Source organism: Pelodictyon phaeoclathratiforme BU-1 (genome assembly GCF_000020645.1).
GTDB lineage: Bacteria > Bacteroidota > Chlorobiia > Chlorobiales > Chlorobiaceae > Chlorobium > Chlorobium phaeoclathratiforme.
The window spans coordinates 275,903-291,004 of sequence record NC_011060.1; the positions used below are offsets into that span (position 1 = coordinate 275,903).

The window sequence follows — 15,102 nt, forward strand, 5'->3', positions numbered from 1 at the left end:
AGGATACATGCAGAAAACGGCACCTATCAGAACCAGAGTTTAGTGCATACTGTCAATGGTTTTGAACACCGCAACAAAATTTCAAGTATTCGCGGTGATTACAATGAGATTGTCAATGGCAAGCGCATCAATCGGAACCGGCTTCGGCAGTGGGGTGTTTCAGACATTGTCTTCCGTGATGATGATATTTTCAATGAACGGCTCTATGCAATTCAGTGGTTTAAGGACTATGCCACAAGCCGGTCAGAAATAGAATTCAGGAGTGTTACTCTGGATGATTTGGAACGAGAGGCAAAAGTTACCGCTTATGTCCAGGAACACCTTGCAGAGTGGCAGGAAAAGGGTTGGGTGCCGGACATGCGGATTGAGACAGGTGATGAAACTGAGCGCTTATATCGTGAGCGAGGATGGACTCATTGGCATCACCTATGGCCAAGTCGTCAATTGCTTTATTTGGCTCTGATTAAAAGAGCCTTATCTTCACCAGAATTGGTTGTCTTATTTTCTGGAGCCCTTGATTATACCAGTAAATTGTGTCGATGGGCTACATCTGGGCGGCGTATTGCTAAAGATGGAAGCGGGAAATTTGTAGGTGGGGCAAGTGATAGCCCTACAAATGCTTTTTATAATCAGGCATTGAATACAATTTTCAACTATGGAACTCGGTCTATAGATCAAATGTTTGGTGTTTTGAGCAAAAACATAAAATCTATTCCATGTGATGATAGGCTTTGTTTTACGATAGAGACACTCTCTGCGGACCAGATTGAAACAATAAACGACATTTACATCACCGATCCTCCCTACGGTGATGCAGTGAAGTACGAGGAGATTCTCGAATTCTTCATCGCTTGGCTGCGAAAAAATCCCCCGGCTGAATTCTCTGACTGGATATGGGACAGCCGTCGTAAACTGGCGATCAAGGGGGAAGATCATGACTTTAAAATCAGCATGATCAACGCCTACAAGCGGATGGCCGAATATATGCCGGACAATGGCTTGCAGATCATCATGTTTACCCATCAAAGCGGTTCAATCTGGGCGGATATGGCAAACATTGTTTGGGCTTCTGGCTTGAAGGTTACTGCTGCCTGGTATGTCGTCACAGAAACTGATAGCGAGTTGAGGGGCGGTCAATATGTGAAAGGCACCATTCTGCTGGTGTTGCGCAAGCGGGCTGATAACCTTGACGGTGCCCGGGATGAAATTGCCTATGAATTGATTGATGAGGTGGAGCGTCAGGTGCTCTTTCTTACCGGGCTGAACGAAAATGCCAAAGCGCTCTATCGGGAAGAAAACCTCTTTGAGGATGCCGATATCCAGATGGCGGGTTATGCTGCTGCTTTGCGGGTGCTTACCCGTTATGGCTCCATCAACGGAGTTGATATGGCTCAGGAGGCTCTCCGTCCCCGTGTGAAGGGGCAAAAAACCATGGTCGATGAGCTTATTGAGTTCGCGGTCGATCTGGCCAACCAGCATCTTGTGCCCCAGGGGTTAAGCCGTGAGGTGTGGAATGACCTCAGCAATACAGAGCGCTTCTACCTGAAAATGGTTGATATGGAGAGTCGCGGTGTACACATGCTTTCCAACTATCAGAACTTTGCCAAGGCATTCAAGGTGGCCGATTTTTCGGAGCTGATTGGCGACACCAAAGCGAACGAGACCGCCCTTAAAACGGCGCAGATCTTCGGCAAGCGCGGAATGAGCAGTTCGGATGCGTTTGGATTGACCGCAACCCGAAGCATTCTCTATGCCATTTATCTGCTTCTCGAAAACAAGCTCTCATCGGACGATATTCTGAACCAGTTCCGTCAGCTTGCTCTGGAGTACTACCAGAAGCGCGACAAACTCATCGCTCTTGCTGATTATCTCTCGAAAAAAACAGTCGGTATCCGTGATGATGAGAGCCGGTGTGCCATGATTTTGCGTGACTTGATTCGTAACGACGGAACCTGCTGAGCTATGGGCGATATCCGAAGATTTTCTTCATTGCGTGAACGGCTTGATCACGTTTTCCTTGCCGAAAAACTTCACAATGCACGCTCCTACAAACGGATTGCCGGATACTTTCGCTCATCCATCTTTGAGCTGGTTGGTGAGGAGATTGAACATATCCCTGATGTTCGCATTATCTGTAACAGCGAACTTGACCCCAATGATATCATGGTCTCCAAGGCAGCACGGGAAGCGGCGCTGAAAGAGCGGTGGAATCAGATGCCGGTGGAAACAGAGGCGTTGATGCACCGGGAGCAGTACAAAAAGCTCTACGAACTGCTTTTGTCGGGGCGGGTGCACATCAAGGTTGTTCCGAAAAACACCGTTTTTGTTCATGGCAAGGCTGGGCTCATTACACTGGCAAACGGGCAGCGAACCTGCTTTCTCGGGTCGGTCAACGATAGCCGGGCAGCCTTCTCAAAGAACCATGAAATTTTATGGGAAGACCAGTCGGCGGAAGGGTGCGACTGGGTGGAGCAGGAGTTCGATGCACTGTGGAAACTGGGTCACGATCTGCCGGATGCCATAATCACCGAGGTAAAGCGCATCAGTGAGCGAGTTGAGGTGAGTTTTGCCGATCTGAAGCCGGAGGAGATACCAGCGGCGGCCATGATTGAATCGCCGATCTACCGTGGCGGTGAGCAATTGCAGCCCTGGCAGCGCTCCTTTGTCACAAGCTTTCTCCAACACCGTAACGTGTTTGGAAAAATAAGGCTGCTTCTTGCTGACGAGGTTGGATTGGGCAAAACCCTCTCAATGGCTACTGCCGCTCTTGTTGCCGCCCTGCTTGGTGATGGCCCGGTCCTTGTTCTTTGCCCTGCGACGCTTACCCTGCAATGGCAGACAGAGATCAATGACTGGCTGGGCATTCCAAGTGCGGTCTGGGTCTCCAACGCCAAACACTGGTTAACACCGGATGGACGGCCCGTCCCTTCACGAGGTGCAGAAGATATTGCCCACGCCCCTTATCAAATTGCCATTGTTTCAACAGGGCTGATTGTGCATGACTCCGAGGAGGCTGGTATTTTAAGGAATCTCAGATTTGGGACGTTGATACTGGATGAAGCTCACAAGGCGCGTGTCAGAGGCGGGCTGAAGCAAGAGCAGGAACCAAATAATCTGCTGGCGTTCATGCGGGAAGTTGTGAAGAACTCGAAGCATGTTCTGCTTGGAACGGCAACACCGATTCAGACCGACGTTCGTGAGCTATGGGATCTTGTTGCTCTTCTCAATCAGGGGGCGGAATTTGTGATGGGACGCGATTATGTCTCCTCATGGCGAGACTGGGAAAAAACAGTGCCACTGGTGACCGGCGAAGAGGTTGTTTCAGATGAAATGACGGCATGGAACCTTCTTCGCGCACCGCTTCCGGCAAGAGAAACACCCATGATGGATCAGAGTGCAGCCCGTCTGGTCAGAATGATTCGCACCGATCTTGGTATTCCGGATTCCAAATTCTTTACCGATGCAGCCCCGGAATCGTTAGCTCTCATGACCCGAAAAATGGATCTGCAGTCAATTCTTGGTACTGATTTTTTTCATCGCAATAATCCATTCATTCGGCATGTGGTGATAAGAAGACGTGAAGCACTTGAAAATGCGGGTCTCCTCGATAAAATTGCGGTCAGTGTTCACCCGATTCCTGATGCCCGGCCCGGCACCTATACTGGAGCGGTATTTCAGGGCATTGGCCTCATGACCAACCACCCGTTCGAGCTTGCCTATCAGGCTGCGGAAAGCTTTGTCTCGGAACTCAGTAAGCGGACAAAAGGGGCTCAACTGTTGCGGTCAATCTTTTTGCAGCGAATATGTTCATCCTTTGAGTCTGGCAAACTGACCGTGACGAGGATGCTCAAGAAGCAGCTCAATGAACACGACGATGACGACATACAAAAAGTCGAGCGCAGTGTCCTTGAAACATTGACAGAAGCTGAAATTTCATATCTGCACATCATCCTTGAAGAGTTATCCCGAAGTGAGGCGGTTGATCCCAAGCTTAGGGCGGTGAAATGGTTTCTGCAACATTTTCAAAGCGAAGGGAAGAGCTGGAACGAGTGGGGCTGCATCGTCTTTTCCCAATATTATGATACCGTCAATTGGGTTGCCCTGGAACTTGCGAAACTTTTCCCTGAGCAGATTGTTGCCGTCTATGCAGGCGCGGGGAAAAGCGGGCTCTATCGAGGGGATCAATTTGTCTCAATCAATCGCGACAGTATTAAAAAAATGGTCAAAGAGCGGGAAGTTTCTTTGGTTGTCGCTACCGATGCCGCGTGTGAAGGACTCAACTTGCAGACACTTGGAACCCTTATCAATATTGATCTCCCCTGGAACCCAGCCAGACTTGAACAGCGATTGGGGCGGATCAAGCGATTTGGTCAGGCTCGCAAAAGCGTGGATATGCTCAACCTCACCTATCATGCCACACGTGATGAAGATGTCTACGCAAAAATATCTGAACGGATGAAAGAGCGCTACGATATTTTCGGGGGATTACCTGATTGTATTGAGGATGACTGGATAGACAACATTGAGGGATTTGTCAAGCTTGCAGACACTCACCTCCATATGCGCAAACAGGTCGCGAATATCTTTGAGACCACTTGGGGTAGTACCATCAAGAGCGAAGATGACCGCTGGGAGGAGTGTGCCCGTGTGCTGTCGCAAAAGGATATCAACGCCGTTATGAGCAAGCCCTGGGGGAAGAGGGGATGGTAAAATTGGATGTGGTTGAACAAGCTGTAGCGACAAGAAGCGAAGAGGAGGCATTGCATATTGGTATCGCCACTGCACAAGAGAGTTATCGGATATGATTATAGAGGTGTACTATGGGTGAACGTCTCATTCCATACGTTTTAATCTGCTTCGCCAGTATGTTGGGCGCCTTTTTTGATGGGCTACAGCGACTATCAAAATTAAATCGGATTCAATGGAATAGAACAAGCTATAAGGAAAATGAAGGAGTACTTTGCTGCGGATAGTGCCTCTTATTTGTTTTGCGACAAGGGGATTGGAAATTACTATGGATATTACCCTATGTACTTCCGCAATAAATGCCAAGCCTACTCCGGGAGCTGCATTTTCGTAGTAGCGGGAAGCCTCCCGAAACTCTTCATCTGCTTCCGGCAAGAATTCATAGTTCATGACAATTCGCTTATCGCTCTTTTGAATACTTCGTTACCAGAAATACCGTGAACCTTCCCTGCACGATAATCATCAAGTCGCCTTTCTGCTTCATCCAGCCAAAGTTGTTCGACTTCCGACACTGTTGGCTCATCCAGACTCAAGAGCAGTTTGCCAACGAGACTGCCTCGGGAGTGAATATCCAGATTGAGTGCTTCTGATTCAATTTTTTTTATTGTCATTGGCATGTTAGTATCTCCTATTAATTGTTGAGGTTATCATTGCCTGACGAGTACGGATTAAAAAATGGGTCGTTTTCAACTGCTTCCAAACACTGTGCCAGCGATTAGTTTTGATAAACGTATGCGTTCAATACGCTACCGGTCGGAGAGATTGTTCTGCACCTTCGAGTTACACATTACTACTTTCACGAATTACCTCTTCTTCAACCGCTTTTTTTAAATGAACAGGTTTAAAGACATTTCCTTCATCAAAGCAAGCCTTGGTGCTTTTTGGTGGATGTCTGGCGCAATTCGGACATCAAGTCTCCCATTTTATTTTTCTCGCCGTTGTTTTTACATATTTCAAGATAATCGTTTACAGCCTCTTCAAATCCTGTTTTCAGTTCAATGATACTATCGCCTTCAAATGACATAAGATCTTCAATTCCCTCGATCTTGCCAAAAAACACCTCATCATCTGCATTGAAGTGTACCGATCCTGTATAGTCCTTAAAGACCAGAACGTCTTTCATAGAAGTCCCCTTGATTTCAGTTCCTCAACGACCTGTTCAATTTGGTATTGTTTTAACTCATTACCTGGGTGTGTTTTATGTAAACGGATACTCTTGTGTCTGCAAAACGATAGAGCCAGGCTGCTGGATTACCCGCCTGTCAGCTTCAGTGAATGGCCAGGCTTCTACTTTGCTATTGAGGTCGCAATATTCGGATTTCCTGGATTGACGCTTAAGGTTCGAGTGTTTGGAATGATGACCAAGTCCATATCCTCCATTGGAATGGCGCCAAGTATTTGCTCTCATACCTGACACTGTTTAGCTCAATCAGCATAATCGGGAAAAAGCAGGAATTTGTTTCGGTAATATAGGCACTTTGGATGAGCCGACAGTCATTAAAATAAGTGGCCGATTTTGGTGGCGTTTGACGGGGGCTTCACGGGGAATAGATGTTCTGCCAGTTCCAGATAACTGGCATCGTCGGTGTCGGTATGGTGACGCATGGTCATGGCTGAGGCGAAAAAATGGCGCTGCTTCCTGGTTCGCCATCACTCGCTCCTGCTGGTACTTTTTTGCGTGGCGCTCTTCTCCGCTGGGGAAGCGATTCGTCCTGCAGGCGACGGCCAAGTGCGTCCTCTTTGGCGATCAACGACAAGTCCGCAAGCAGTCCGAGGACGCGAAGCACCTGAACGTAGAAGCCGATAGCAACCGACGGGTCACCAGTCTCAATTTTGTAGAGCGTAGGACGTGAAAGGTTGGCCCTTGCACAGACGGTCTGCATGGAAAAGCGGCGACAAAGCGGGGTATAGTGGTGTAGCTCTACTTGTCATAACGATAATTTGTGATTTATCATTACGGTTATATGGTTTGGAGGATGAGTTTATCTATTTGGGATGCAGGAAGTTGTATATTTTGTTTATGCCTGTGAATCGCTCATGTTATTCAAATATTGCTTAGTCTATTGAGTGAATAATTCAACAGACTGAATAAAATCTGCGCTTGATTGCGACAGCCCACACACAAAGCGCTCCGGGTTTTGCCGGATTACCTGTTGAAAGAAGGGCTTCTCCATCATGGATCGGTAGTGGTATATAATATAAGAGGAAGTTTCGCAGACCACTGAACCGGCTGTTTTGCCTGTTCTGGCGGGGGTTAAGGGATGGTGCAGATTATTTTCATCAGAAGGCGAAATATATTCATTTAGGTTTTGTTTTTTTTCATAATTCGCTTACATTGTCTGTCCTTATGGATTTTTAAGCATTGCATTGCGTTTTTTGTAATCAGGGGTTTTTTAAAAAGAAAGAGAGTTTCAGTATGCCGACGATTCAGCAGCTTATCAGGCTCGGAAGAAGTGTAAAAGCCTCAAAAACAGCGTCTCCGGCGCTTGAGAAGTGCCCGCAAAAGCGGGGGGTTTGTACTCGTGTTTACACAACAACTCCAAAAAAGCCTAACTCCGCGTTACGGAAGGTTGCGCGTGTAAGGTTATCCAACAAGATAGAAGTCACAGCATATATTCCGGGAGAAGGTCACAATCTTCAGGAGCATTCAATTGTTCTGATTCGTGGCGGCAGGGTAAAGGATCTTCCTGGTGTGCGTTATCATATTGTGCGTGGTTCGCTGGATACGTCCGGTGTGGCTGATCGTAAGCAGAGTCGGTCGAAGTATGGAGCCAAACAGCCGAAAGCTGGTGTGCCAGCTCCGGTCAAGGGTAAGGGTAAAAGGTAGATAAGTCGAATCATAAATTCAGAGAAGAACATGCCCAAAAAAGTTGGCTATAAAAGAATCGGTGTTGATTTCCGTTACGGGGACGAGAGTGTTGCCCGTTTTATCAATGCTGTGATGCTTGATGGTAAGAAGGCTGTTGCTACAAAGATAGTCTATGATGCGTTTGCTATCATTGCCGAGAAACTTGCCGGAGAAGATCCGCTTGAGGTGTACCGCAAGGCTATGTCGCATATTGCGCCGGTCGTTGAGGTTCGCAGCAAGAGGGTTGGTGGTGCTACCTATCAGATTCCGATGGAGGTGAAAGCTTCGCGGAGAGGAGCACTGGCTTTTCGCTGGTTGAAGATTTATGCTGCAAAGCGCGGAGGCAGGTCTATGGCTGAGAAGCTGGCTGCCGAGCTGATGGATGCTGCCAATGAGCAGGGTGCATCGGTTAAGAAGCGTGATGAGGTACACCGTATGGCTGATGCTAACAAGGCGTTTGCGCATTTCAGGTTCTAAGAGTTTGTTAAAGTGTGGATTAAAGGTCTAAAATTTTGTTATGGCACGGCTGGTTGATTTAGATAAAGTACGGAATATCGGTATCATGGCTCACATTGATGCCGGAAAGACGACGACGACAGAGAGGATTCTCTATTATACCGGTCGTCTGCATCGGATGGGTGAGGTGCATGATGGTGGTGCGACGATGGACTGGATGGATCAGGAGAAGGAGCGTGGTATTACCATCACTTCTGCTGCTACAACCTGTTTTTGGATGCCGAAGTTTGGCAACTATATCGGAGTTAATCACCGTATCAATATTATCGATACGCCTGGCCATGTTGACTTTACGGTTGAGGTTGAGCGTTCCCTGCGTGTACTTGACGGCGCTGTTGCGCTCTTTTGTGCCGTTGGTGGCGTGGAGCCTCAGTCCGAGACGGTATGGCGCCAGGCAAACAAGTATGGTGTGCCGAGGATTGCCTATATCAACAAGATGGACAGGACTGGCGCAAACTTTTTTGAGACGGTAAAGGCTATCAGGGAACGACTCGGTGCTAATCCGGTTCCTCTTCAGATACCGATTGGAGAGGGCGAGATTTTTGCCGGCTTCGTTGATCTTATCAGGATGAAGGGTATCATCTACAATAAAGAAGATGGCAGTACCTATGATGAGGTCGAGATTCCGCATGACCTGCAGAATGAGGCAAGGACATGGCGGATCAATATGCTTGAGGCTGTTTCGGAGCATGACGATACGCTTCTTGAAAAATATCTGAACGGTGAGGATATCACTGAGTCAGAGGTAAGGAATGTGTTGCGTCAGGCAACGCTGAAGGTTACCATTATTCCGGTGCTTTGCGGCTCTTCTTTCAAGAACAAGGGTGTCCAGTTTATGCTTGATGCTGTTGTTGAGTATCTTGCTTCACCTGTTGATGTCGGCGCCGTTGAGGGTCATCATCCACGTACCGAAGAGCCTGTTACTCGCGAACCGAAAGATGAGGAGCCGTTTGCTGCGCTCGCATTCAAGATTGCGACGGATCCGTTTGTCGGGAAGCTTACCTTTTTCAGGGTTTATTCCGGCGTGCTCAAGGCAGGAAGTTATGTACTCAATACGATGACCGGCAAGAAAGAGAGAATCGGTCGTGTACTGCAGATGCACTCGAACAAGAGAGAAGATATAGATTGTGTTTATTGTGGCGATATCGCTGCTGCTGTTGGTCTGAAGGATGTAAGAACCGGAGATACGCTTTGCGACGAAAACAGTCCGGTGGTTCTTGAGAAGATGGTTTTTCCTGAGCCGGTTATCGAGATTGCTATCGAGCCTAAAACCAAGAGCGATTCCGACAGACTCGGTATGTCACTCGCCAAGCTTGCAGAAGAGGATCCGACCTTCAAGGTGAAAACTGATGATGAGACGGGTCAGACGCTTATTGCCGGTATGGGTGAACTGCATCTTGAGATTCTGGTTGACCGTCTGAAACGTGAGTTCAAGGTTGAGGCCAACGTAGGCAAGCCGCAGGTTGCTTACCGTGAAACGATAAGAAAGTCTGTGGAGTTTGAAGGTAAGTTTGTTCGTCAGTCCGGCGGTAAAGGTCAGTTTGGTTTGGTCGTTCTCCGCGTTGAGCCGCTTGAAGAGGGCAAGGGATATGAATTTGTTGATGCTGTAAAGGGTGGAGTTATCCCGAGGGAGTATATTCCGGCTGTTAATGCTGGTGTTCAGCAGGCGATGAAGAGTGGTGTTGTTGCAGGCTTCCCGATGCAGGATATCAAGGTTACACTTCTGGATGGCAAGTATCATGAGGTTGACTCTTCGGAAATGGCATTCAAGATCGCTGGTTCCATCGGTTTCAAGGGTGGCGCAAAGAAAGCTGATCCGGTTTTGCTTGAGCCGATCATGAAGGTCGAGGTTGTTACGCCTGATGAGTATCTTGGTGATGTCATGGGTGATTTGTCGAGCCGTCGTGGTCATATCGAAGGCATGGGGCAGAGGGCAGGAGCCCAGTTTGTCAACGCCAAGGTTCCGCTTTCAGCAATGTTCGGATATTCGACCGACTTGCGTTCGATGAGTCAGGGAAGAGCGAATTATTCCATGGAGTTTGATTGTTATCGCGAAGTTCCACGCAGTATTGCGGAAGCTTTGCAGGAGAAGAGGACGAGCAAGGATTCGGACTAAGCGAGGCGATGGCTGTACCAGTTTTAATTACTACAAACAATAACAGATAACCGACACGGAGATAAGTTATGGCAAAAGAGTCCTACAAAAGGGATAAACCCCATGTCAATATAGGAACCATTGGTCACGTTGATCATGGCAAGACAACCTTGACCGCAGCGATTACTTCGGTTCTCGCCAAGCAGGGACTTGCTGCAGCGCGTGACTTCGGCAGTATCGACAAGGCTCCTGAAGAGAGAGAGCGTGGTATTACCATTTCAACAGCGCACGTTGAGTACCAGACAAAAAAGCGTCACTATGCGCATATTGACTGTCCTGGTCACGCTGATTACATTAAAAACATGATCACTGGTGCAGCCCAGATGGATGGCGCCATTCTTGTTGTTGCAGGTACTGATGGTCCTATGCCTCAGACTCGCGAGCACATCCTGCTTGCCCGTCAGGTAAACGTCCCTTCACTTGTTGTTTTCCTGAACAAAGTTGATATTGCTGACCCTGAACTTATCGAGCTTGTTGAGCTTGAGCTGAGAGAGCTTTTGACTCAGTACAATTTCCCTGGTGATGATATTCCGATTGTCAAGGGTTCCGCACTGAAGGCTCTTGAAGGTGATCCTGAAGGTGAAAAGGCAATTATGGAGCTTATGGATGCAGTTGATTCCTTTATCCCTGATCCAGTTCGCGACATTGACAAGCCGTTCCTGATGCCGGTCGAAGATGTTTTCTCTATTTCTGGTCGTGGTACTGTTGGTACCGGCAGAATTGAGAGAGGCCGTATCAAGATCAACGAAGAGGTTGAAATCGTCGGTCTGAGACCTACACGCAAATCGGTCGTTACCGGTATCGAAATGTTCCAGAAGCTTCTTGATGAAGGTCAGGCTGGTGATAACGCTGGTCTTCTTCTCCGTGGTGTTGATAAAACAGAACTTGAGCGTGGTATGGTTATTGCCAAACCGGGCACCATCAAGCCGCACACCAAGTTCAAGGCTGAGGTCTATATTCTGAAGAAGGAAGAGGGTGGCCGTCATACACCGTTCTTTAACGGTTACCGTCCCCAGTTCTATTTCCGTACAACAGATGTTACCGGTTCTGTAACGCTGCCTGAAGGTGTCGAGATGGTTATGCCTGGTGACAACCTTGGTGTTGAAGTCGAGTTGCTTGCCCCGATCGCTATGGATGAGGGCCTGCGTTTTGCTATTCGTGAAGGTGGTCGTACCGTTGGTGCGGGTTCCGTTACCACGATTATTGAATAAGAAGAGTGTATGGCGTCCCGGGACGGGGTCGTAAATCCCGTCCCTTTTTTATTGATAACACGAAACAGGGTTGACAAGTGGCTGTACAGCAAAAGATAAGAATCAAGCTCAAGTCTTACGACCATAGCCTGGTTGATAAGTGGGCTCTAAGGATTATTGATGTGGTCAAGCAGACGGATGCTATTATCTTTGGTCCAATACCGCTGCCTACAAAATCGCATGTTTACACCGTAAACCGGTCTCCGCATGTCGACAAGAAGTCCCGTGAGCAGTTTTCATTCTCCTCTCACAAGAGGTTGATTGAAATTATAAACCCGACATCCAGAACCATTGATATGCTGATGAAGCTCGAACTTCCAAGCGGCGTTGATGTTGAAATTAAGTCTTAAAGAATTAGAAAAGATAATCATATGGGTGCGATTCTTGGAAAAAAAATCGGCATGACCCGTTTATTCAATGAGAAACGCGAGGCGGTATCCTGCACGATTATCCAGGCAGGTCCATGCTTTGTAACACAGGTTAAACGTGCAGATAAAGAGGGTTACGACGCTTATCAGATTGGTATTGGAGAAAGGAAAGAGAAGAAGGTAAGCAAACCGTTACAGGGTCATTACAAAAAAGCAGGCGTTGCGCCGGGTTTCAAGTTGGCTGAGTTTGATTTTAAGGAACTGAATCAGGAGCTTGAGCTGGGCAGTGCTGTAAGTGTTGAATCGTTCACCGAAGGTGAGAAGGTCAATGTTCTCGGAGTCTCAAAAGGAAAAGGTTTTGCCGGTGTCATGAAACGTCACAATTTCAGTGGCGGTCAGAGAACACATGGTCAGTCTGACAGGCAGAGAGCGCCAGGATCTGTTGGTGGTTCATCCGATCCATCGAGGGTTTTCAAGGGTACCAGAATGGCCGGACGAATGGGTTCAGACAATATTACGGTACGGAATCTTGTGATTTTCAAGATCATGCCTGAGTCTAACCTTATTGTTATCAAGGGATCGGTGCCGGGCCCAAAGAACTCCTATGTCAAGATTGTTTCTACAAAAAAGTAAATGCTGAATGCACGAAGCTATGGAACTTAAAGTCTTAAATACCGGCGGTACTGAAACCGGGGAAGTGGTAACGCTCCGTGACGATATATTCGGCGCTGAAATATCTGAACATGCGATGTACCTCGACGTCAAGTCGATTCTCGCAAACAGACGGCAGGGAACGCACAAGTCAAAAACACGTGGAGAGGTAAGAGGTGGTGGCAGAAAGCCGCTTCGCCAGAAAGGAACCGGTAATGCTCGTCAGGGTTCAAGCCGTTCGCCACTCAATATCGGTGGTGGTACCATATTCGGTCCTGTCCCCCATGCATACGATCAGAAGGTCAACAAGAAGGTTAAGCTTCTTGCAAGACGCTCTGCTCTGAGTTCGAAGGCGAAGGCCGGTCAGATTGTTGTTATTGAGGATTTTGTCTTTGAGAACATCAAGACGAAACCTTTTGCCCAGATTCTGAAAAATCTTGGTCTCGCTGAGAAAAAAACTCTTATGTTGACGCCCGGGTATGATCTGATCATTGCAAGATCCGGAAAGAATATCGCGGCACTGAATATCATGACAGCCGACAAGGCATCGACCTATGATATTCTTCACAGCCATACGCTACTCGTTCAGAAGACAGCGCTGAAAAAAATAGAAGATACTTTAGGGTAATTGCAGTTTTCCAGAAAAAGGAGTTAAAGAGATGATAAACCCGTTGTTGCGCCCTTTGTTGACAGAGAAAAGTACTGGGCTGACAGAAAAGAAAGGACAGTATGTCTTTGTCGTTAAACCCGATGCAGACAAGACTGATATCAAGAAAGCTGTTGAGAAGAAATTTGGTGTTGAGGTGAAATCGATTCGTACGATTAATTGCCTCGGCAAGTCCCGTGCCCAGAACACCCGCAAGGGCAGGGTTACCGGAAAGAAAAGTGACTGGAAAAAAGCGATTATCACTCTTGAAAAGGGTCAGTCAATAGACTATTACTCAAATACAGCCCAGAAGAGCGAAGGATAGAACTCATAAAAAGGATAGATCATACATTCAAATGGCTATAAGGAAGTTAGCGCCGGTTACGCCAGGGTCAAGGTTCATGTCATACCCTGCATTCGATGAAATCACAAAAAGCACGCCGGAAAAAAGCCTGCTTGTGCCGCTCAAGAAGTCAGGTGGCCGCAACGCTGCGGGACGCAAAACTTCAAGGCATAGAGGTGGCGGGCATAAAAGGCATTACAGGATTATCGATTTCAAGCGCAACAAGGATGGTATTCCTGCAACGGTTGCTGCTATTGAGTATGATCCGAACCGTTCATCAAGAATTGCATTATTGCATTACAATGACGGAGAAAAACGTTATATTCTCGCCCCGAAAGGTTTAAATGTTGGCGACAAGGTGGAAAGCGGAGAGAAGGTCGAAATCAAGACCGGCAACACCATGCCCCTGAAGAATATCCCTCTTGGTACCGATATTCATAACATTGAGATGAAAGCGGGTAAGGGTGGACAGATTGTCCGGTCGGCAGGTGGATTTGCAGTTCTTGCAGCGCGTGAGGGTGATTATGTTACGTTGAAGCTTCCTTCCGGCGAAATCCGCAAGCTCAGGGTTGAGTGTCGTGCGACGATCGGTGTGGTAGGCAATACTGACCATGAAAATATTGTTCTCGGAAAAGCTGGCAGAAGTCGTTGGCTTGGTATTCGTCCCCAGACAAGAGGTATGGCCATGAACCCGGTTGATCACCCGATGGGCGGTGGTGAAGGCAAGTCGAAGTCGGGCGGTGGAAGAAAGCATCCAATGTCGCCATGGGGTCAGCTTGCAAAGGGTCTGAAGACCAGAAATAAGAAAAAGGCTTCACAGAAATTGATTGTACGGGGCAGAAACGCCAAATAACTATAGCGGTTAACAACAACAAGCAGAGAAATTATGCCAAGATCACTTAAAAAGGGACCGTTCATTGATATAAAACTGGAAAAGCGGATCCTTGATATGAATAGCAAGGGAGAAAAAAAGGTTATCAAGACCTGGTCCAGAAGTTCAATGATTTCACCTGATTTTGTCGGTCATACAGTGGCTGTGCATAATGGCAAGAACCATGTGCCAGTCTATGTAGGTGATAATATGGTAGGTCATAAGCTTGGAGAGTTTGCCCCGACGAGATCATTTCGCGGCCATGCTGGTGGTGGAAAGGCAGAAAAAGGCGGATCAGCACCAAGAAAAAAATAAATTGAATAACGCGAAAGGGTAAAGATTACAATGGAAGCTAAAGCAATTTTACGGGATACGCCAACATCGCCAAGAAAGATGCGTCTTGTAGCGGGTCTCGTTCGTGGAAAACCGGTTGATCTGGCCAAGGCCATTCTGCTCAACTCAACAAAGGCCGCTTCTCGAAATGTTATGATGACGCTCAAATCCGCCGTTGCAAATTATGCGCAGCGTAACCCGGACGAACGGGTCAGTGATCAGGAGCTTTTTGTCAAGACTATTTTTGTTGATGAAGGCACCACACTGAAGAGAACGTTACCGGCACCTATGGGTCGGGCATTCAGGATTCGGAAGAGATCGAATCATCTTACGATCGTCATTGATAAGGTTAAAAATCCAGTAACTAAATAATAA

General features: G+C 47.5%; 17 protein-coding genes and 2 pseudogenes. 13 read left to right on the forward strand and 6 right to left on the reverse strand.

From position 1 onward, the window contains the following. Nucleotides 1–42: 42 nt before the first annotated feature. Both PPHA_RS01410 and PPHA_RS01415 read left to right on the forward strand, forming a co-directional pair. Entirely contained in the window at nucleotides 43–1,959 is a 1,917-nt protein-coding gene (locus PPHA_RS01410; protein WP_049759871.1) for a hypothetical protein, read from the forward strand. Between the two features lie 3 nt (nucleotides 1,960–1,962). Beyond that, nucleotides 1,963–4,710, forward strand: coding sequence for a phospholipase D-like domain-containing anti-phage protein (locus PPHA_RS01415; protein WP_012507108.1), 2,748 nt, complete (start codon nucleotides 1,963–1,965; stop codon nucleotides 4,708–4,710). 123 nt (nucleotides 4,711–4,833) lie between these two features. Here the strand turns inward: PPHA_RS01415 and PPHA_RS01420 are convergent, their stop codons facing one another. The 6 genes and pseudogenes from PPHA_RS01420 to PPHA_RS01435 all read right to left on the reverse strand — a co-directional run bounded on the left by PPHA_RS01420 (nucleotide 4,834) and on the right by PPHA_RS01435 (nucleotide 6,629). Next, entirely contained in the window at nucleotides 4,834–5,136 is a 303-nt protein-coding gene (locus PPHA_RS01420) for a type II toxin-antitoxin system RelE/ParE family toxin (protein WP_012507109.1), read from the reverse strand. Continuing rightward, complete coding sequence (locus PPHA_RS01425) at nucleotides 5,133–5,357, reverse strand: addiction module protein (protein WP_223293952.1); 225 nt, start codon at nucleotides 5,355–5,357, stop codon at nucleotides 5,133–5,135. The genes PPHA_RS01420 and PPHA_RS01425 overlap by 4 nt, the downstream gene beginning before the upstream one ends. Before the next feature lie 216 nt (nucleotides 5,358–5,573). Next, nucleotides 5,574–5,624 (reverse strand): annotated as a pseudogene (locus PPHA_RS16670) (hypothetical protein); the annotation flags it as partial. Further along, nucleotides 5,606–5,869, reverse strand: coding sequence for a hypothetical protein (locus PPHA_RS16460; RefSeq protein WP_012507111.1), 264 nt, complete (start codon nucleotides 5,867–5,869; stop codon nucleotides 5,606–5,608). The pseudogene PPHA_RS16670 and the gene PPHA_RS16460, both read right to left, overlap by 19 nt. A gap of 164 nt (nucleotides 5,870–6,033) precedes the next feature. Beyond that, nucleotides 6,034–6,144: pseudogene (locus PPHA_RS16675) on the reverse strand (clan AA aspartic protease); the annotation flags it as partial. Between the two features lie 209 nt (nucleotides 6,145–6,353). Continuing rightward, nucleotides 6,354–6,629, reverse strand: a complete 276-nt coding sequence (locus tag PPHA_RS01435; protein WP_012507112.1) for a transcriptional regulator — start codon at nucleotides 6,627–6,629, stop codon at nucleotides 6,354–6,356. A gap of 533 nt (nucleotides 6,630–7,162) precedes the next feature. Between PPHA_RS01435 and rpsL the strand changes: the two genes are divergently transcribed. From rpsL to rplV, 11 genes are all read left to right on the forward strand, one after another. After that, a complete protein-coding gene (gene rpsL, locus PPHA_RS01440) occupies nucleotides 7,163–7,573 on the forward strand; it encodes a 30S ribosomal protein S12 (protein WP_012507113.1) in 411 nt (136 codons plus the stop codon). Nucleotides 7,574–7,603: 30 nt separating this feature from the next. Next, complete coding sequence (gene rpsG, locus PPHA_RS01445) at nucleotides 7,604–8,071, forward strand: 30S ribosomal protein S7 (protein WP_012507114.1); 468 nt, start codon at nucleotides 7,604–7,606, stop codon at nucleotides 8,069–8,071. A 40-nt stretch (nucleotides 8,072–8,111) separates the two neighbouring features. Next, nucleotides 8,112–10,226 (forward strand): elongation factor G, encoded by a 2,115-nt coding sequence (gene fusA / locus PPHA_RS01450; RefSeq protein ID WP_012507115.1) that lies wholly within the window; start codon nucleotides 8,112–8,114, stop codon nucleotides 10,224–10,226. Nucleotides 10,227–10,294: 68 nt separating this feature from the next. Beyond that, nucleotides 10,295–11,476 carry an elongation factor Tu gene (gene tuf / locus PPHA_RS01455; protein ID WP_012507116.1) on the forward strand — a complete coding sequence of 394 codons (1,182 nt, stop codon included), beginning with the start codon at nucleotides 10,295–10,297 and terminating at the stop codon, nucleotides 11,474–11,476. A 77-nt stretch (nucleotides 11,477–11,553) separates the two neighbouring features. Continuing rightward, nucleotides 11,554–11,865, forward strand: coding sequence for a 30S ribosomal protein S10 (gene rpsJ / locus PPHA_RS01460; RefSeq protein ID WP_012507117.1), 312 nt, complete (start codon nucleotides 11,554–11,556; stop codon nucleotides 11,863–11,865). A 21-nt stretch (nucleotides 11,866–11,886) separates the two neighbouring features. Then, nucleotides 11,887–12,516, forward strand: coding sequence for a 50S ribosomal protein L3 (gene rplC, locus PPHA_RS01465; protein WP_012507118.1), 630 nt, complete (start codon nucleotides 11,887–11,889; stop codon nucleotides 12,514–12,516). A 19-nt stretch (nucleotides 12,517–12,535) separates the two neighbouring features. Continuing rightward, nucleotides 12,536–13,162, forward strand: coding sequence for a 50S ribosomal protein L4 (gene rplD, locus PPHA_RS01470; RefSeq protein ID WP_041526615.1), 627 nt, complete (start codon nucleotides 12,536–12,538; stop codon nucleotides 13,160–13,162). Nucleotides 13,163–13,193: 31 nt separating this feature from the next. Beyond that, entirely contained in the window at nucleotides 13,194–13,505 is a 312-nt protein-coding gene (gene rplW / locus PPHA_RS01475) for a 50S ribosomal protein L23 (RefSeq protein ID WP_012507120.1), read from the forward strand. 31 nt (nucleotides 13,506–13,536) lie between these two features. After that, nucleotides 13,537–14,376 carry a 50S ribosomal protein L2 gene (gene rplB / locus PPHA_RS01480; protein WP_083765299.1) on the forward strand — a complete coding sequence of 280 codons (840 nt, stop codon included), beginning with the start codon at nucleotides 13,537–13,539 and terminating at the stop codon, nucleotides 14,374–14,376. 33 nt (nucleotides 14,377–14,409) lie between these two features. Continuing rightward, nucleotides 14,410–14,709 (forward strand): 30S ribosomal protein S19, encoded by a 300-nt coding sequence (gene rpsS / locus PPHA_RS01485; protein ID WP_012507122.1) that lies wholly within the window; start codon nucleotides 14,410–14,412, stop codon nucleotides 14,707–14,709. A gap of 30 nt (nucleotides 14,710–14,739) precedes the next feature. Then, a complete protein-coding gene (gene rplV / locus PPHA_RS01490; RefSeq protein WP_012507123.1) occupies nucleotides 14,740–15,099 on the forward strand; it encodes a 50S ribosomal protein L22 in 360 nt (119 codons plus the stop codon). Nucleotides 15,100–15,102: the final 3 nt, after the last annotated feature.